Origin of the sequence: Streptomyces sp. DvalAA-14 (assembly GCF_900091855.1) — a bacterium.
Classification (GTDB): Bacteria; Actinomycetota; Actinomycetes; order Streptomycetales; family Streptomycetaceae; genus Actinacidiphila.
This window is the reverse complement of record NZ_FMCH01000311.1, coordinates 1-3,501: the sequence shown is the minus strand read 5'-3', so window position 1 is coordinate 3,501 and position 3,501 is coordinate 1. Positions and strand designations below refer to the sequence as shown.

The 3,501-nt window shown below is 71.1% G+C and carries 4 protein-coding genes and 1 pseudogene; all 5 read right to left on the bottom strand.

Features of this window, described 5'->3' with window-relative positions:
- Positions 1-916 (bottom strand): annotated as a pseudogene (locus GA0115240_RS15685) (NADH-quinone oxidoreductase subunit L); the annotation flags it as partial.
- Positions 913-1,308, bottom strand: coding sequence for an NADH-quinone oxidoreductase subunit NuoK (nuoK, locus tag GA0115240_RS15680; RefSeq protein WP_093737294.1), 396 nt, complete (start codon positions 1,306-1,308; stop codon positions 913-915). The gene nuoK and the pseudogene GA0115240_RS15685, both read right to left, overlap by 4 nt.
- A complete protein-coding gene (locus tag GA0115240_RS15675; RefSeq protein WP_093737293.1) occupies positions 1,308-1,880 on the bottom strand; it encodes an NADH-quinone oxidoreductase subunit J family protein in 573 nt (190 codons plus the stop codon). Before GA0115240_RS15675 ends, nuoK begins: the two co-directional genes overlap by 1 nt.
- Positions 1,877-2,440, bottom strand: coding sequence for a NuoI/complex I 23 kDa subunit family protein (locus GA0115240_RS15670; RefSeq protein ID WP_093737292.1), 564 nt, complete (start codon positions 2,438-2,440; stop codon positions 1,877-1,879). Before GA0115240_RS15670 ends, GA0115240_RS15675 begins: the two co-directional genes overlap by 4 nt.
- 2 nt (positions 2,441-2,442) lie before the next feature.
- On the bottom strand, positions 2,443-3,405 hold the full coding sequence (nuoH, locus tag GA0115240_RS15665; protein WP_093737291.1) for an NADH-quinone oxidoreductase subunit NuoH: 963 nt from the start codon (positions 3,403-3,405) through the stop codon (positions 2,443-2,445).
- Positions 3,406-3,501 lie beyond the last annotated feature (96 nt).

The following is a 3,501-nucleotide window of genomic DNA, read 5'->3' as shown; positions in this document are numbered from 1 at the left end:
TACGCCAGTACCCGTTTGATGTCGTCCTGCGCGAGGGCGGCCAGTGCCGAGCCGATCATGGTGACGGCGGCCATCGCGGACAGCACGGTCAGGGCGGCGGCGGACGCGGTGAACACCGGGAGCAGCCGGGCCACCAGGTAGATGCCGGCGGCGACCATGGTGGCGGCGTGGATCAGCGCGGACACCGGGGTCGGTCCGGCCATCGCGTCGGGCAGCCAGCTGTGCAGCGGGAACTGCGCGGACTTCCGGCCACCCCGGCGAGCAGCAGCAGCGCGACGAGGGTGGGGCGGTGGAGCTGTCCGTGGCCGGCGGCGGTGAGGATGCCGCTGATCCGGAAGGTGTGGGCGTCCGCGGCGAGGGCGAACACGCCGATCAGGAAGGGAACGTCGCCGAGCTTGGTGACCAGGAACGCCTTGATGGAGGCCGCGCGGGCGACCTCGTTCTCCCACTCGTGCCCGACCAGGAAGTAGGAGCAGATGCCCATGATCTCCCAGCCCACGAGCAGCACCATCAGATCACCGGAGTAGACCACCAGCAGCATCGCGGCGGTGAACAGGGAGACCAGGGCGGCATACGACGGATAGCGCGGGTCGTGGCGCAGATAGGAGACCGAGTAGAGCTGCACGCAGGTGGCGACGAGGCCGACAAGGACGGCGATCAGTACCGAGAAGCCGTCCAGGTGCAGGGCGATGTCGATGGGCACCGAGCCGGTGGGGGTCAGGCGGTGGGCGGCGTCGGTGGGCTGTCCGGTGCCCTGCCGGGCGGCGACGATCGCGGCGAGCGCGAAGGCGGTGGCGGTGGGCAGGACGGCCAGCGGCCGTACGAAGCCGGGTGCGCGCCGGCCCAGCAGGAGGCCGGCTGCCGCGCCCAGGAACGGGAGGAGGGGGACGAGCGCGGCCAGGGCGGTCAGGGTCACGCGGTGGCCTCTGTCTTCTCGTCGTCGGCCGCCGGTCGGGGCACGCGGGTTGCTCCGCCCGCCGGTCCGGGCGCTTCGGGGTGCCCGGGGTCGGCGAGGGCGGTGAGGCGGTCGATGTCGGAGCTGCCGCGGTTGCGGTAGACGAGCAGCACGATCGCCAGGCCGAGCCCGATCTCGGCGGCGGCGATGGTGATGGTGAACAGGGTGAGCGCCTGGCCGGCGTGCAGGCTGTCGCGCAGCCAGATGTCGAAGGCGACCAGGTTGAGGTTGACGGCGTTGAGCATCAGCTCGACGGACATCAGGACGAGGATCGCGTTGCGGCGGGCGAGGACGCCGTAGACGCCGACGCAGAACAGGAGGGCGGCGAGGACGGCCGGATAGGCGAGGTGCATCAGTTCTCCTCCTTGCCGGTCCCGGTCGGGGCGTCGTCGCGGCGGGACAGGACGATCGCGCCGACCAGGGCGGCCAGCAGCAGCACCGACAGGGCCTCGAAGGGCAGCACCCAGTGCCGGAAGAGGCTTTCGCCGGTGATCCGGGAGGAGCCCTGCACGACCCCGTGCAGATTGATCCAGGTCGAGCGGAAGGCGTCCACCACCACCCACACCAAGGTGGCCGCGGCGACCACGGCCACCGCGAGGGCGACCCGGCGGTTCTCCGAATCGGCGTCCGGGGAGCGGCCGATGGGCGCCTTGGTGAGCATCAGGCCGAACAGGAGGAGGACGACGATCGAGCCGACGTAGATCAGCACCTGCACCCAGGCGATGAACTCGGCGGTGAGCAGCAGGTACTCGACGGCCAGGCCACCGAGCGCGACGACCAGCCACAGGGCGGCGTGCACGAGTTGCCGGGTGGTGACGGTCAGCACGGCGGCGCCGAGGACGGCGAGGCCGATCAGGACGAAGGTGATCTCGACGCCGGTCGGGGACAGGAAGCCGGGGTGGTGGGCGGCGGCACTGAGGTTCACGCCTGGCCCTCCCCGGGTCCGGCGGACTCCCCCGGCTCGCTGGCCGCCAGCGTCTTCTGGGCCGCCTTGCGGGCCGCCGCGACCTCCTTGGGCTCCTCGGCGGCCGGATCCAGCGCGGGCGGCGCCGGCACCGTCCACATCCAGTCCCGCAGCTTGTCGCGTTCGTGGGTCAGGTCCAGGATGTCGGTCTCCGCGTACTCGAACTCCGGCGACCAGAACAGCGCGTCGAAGGGGCACACCTCGATGCAGATACCGCAGTACATGCACAGCGAGAAGTCGATCGCGAAGCGGTCCAGCACATTGCGGCTGCGCTCGCGTCCGCCGGGGGCGGCGGCGGGCACCGTCTCCTTGTGGGAGTCGATGTAGATGCACCAGTCGGGGCACTCGCGGGCGCACAGCATGCAGACCGTGCAGTTCTCCTCGAACAGCGCGATCACACCGCGGGTGCGCGGGGCGAGGTCCGGCTGGGCCTCGGGGTACTGGGCGGTGACGGTTCGCTTCGTCATCGTCCGCAGCGTGACGGCCAGGCCCTTGGCGAGACCGGATCCGGGGATGGCCATGGCTAGGAGATCACCACCTTGACGACGCCGGTCAGGGCGATCTGGGCGAGGGAGATCGGGATGAGCACCGTCCAGGCGAGTTTCATCAGCTGGTCCTCGCGCAGCCGCGGGTAGCTGACCCGCAGCCAGATCACCACGAAGGCGAGCACCGCGGCCTTCAGCACGGTCCACAGCCAGCCGACGCTGCCGGACCACGGGCCGTGCCAGCCGCCGAGGAACAGCACCGTGGTCAGCCCGCACAGCACCACGATCCCGGCGTACTCGGACAGCAGGAACAGCGCGAAGCGCAGGCCGGTGTACTCGGTGTACGCGCCGAAGATGATCTCGGAGTCGGCCACCGGCATGTCGAAGGGCGGGCGTTGCAGTTCGGCGAGCCCGGCGACGAAGAAGACCACGCCGCCCATCAGCTGCCACAACGTCCACCACCAGTGGTACGAGGCGACGATGCCCGGCAGGGACAGGGTGCCGGCGGCCATCGCGACCGAGGCGGCGGCGAGCAGCATCGGCAGCTCGTAGGCCATCAGTTGGGCGGCGGTGCGCAGGCCGCCGAGCAGCGAGAACTTGTTGGCCGACGCCCAGCCGGCCATCAGCGAGCCGAGGACGCCGACGCCCATCACGGCCAGCACGAAGATCAGTCCGGCGTCCAGCGCCTCGCCGACGAAGCCGTGCGGGCCGACCGGGATCGCGATCAGCACCAGCAGGTAGGGCAGCAGCGCGACCGCGGGCGCGAGTTGGAAGATCCGGCGGTCGGCGTCGGCCGGGACGATGTCCTCCTTCTGGGCGAACTTCACCCCGTCCGCGACGAGTTGGGCCCAGCCGTGGAAGCCGCCGGCGTACATCGGGCCGAGCCGGCCCTGCATGTGTGCCATCACCTTGTGCTCGGCCTGTCCGACCAGCAGCGGCAGGACCAGGAACGCGGCGAGGACGGCGACCAGCCGCAGGAGGACGTCAAGAGTGTCGTTCACGCGGTGTCGCCTCCCTCGGCGGGCGGTCCGGCCGGGTCGGCCGGTCCGGACGGGTCGGGTGATGCGGGTGGCTCAGGTGATGCGGGTGGCTCGGCC

Coding starts and splice junctions, on each gene's coding strand:
- nuoK (WP_093737294.1), bottom strand. CDS start 1,308: ATGCACCTCGCCTATCCGGCCGTCCTCGCCGCCCTCCTGTTCTGCGTC.
- GA0115240_RS15670 (WP_093737292.1), bottom strand. CDS start 2,440: ATGGCCATCCCCGGATCCGGTCTCGCCAAGGGCCTGGCCGTCACGCTG.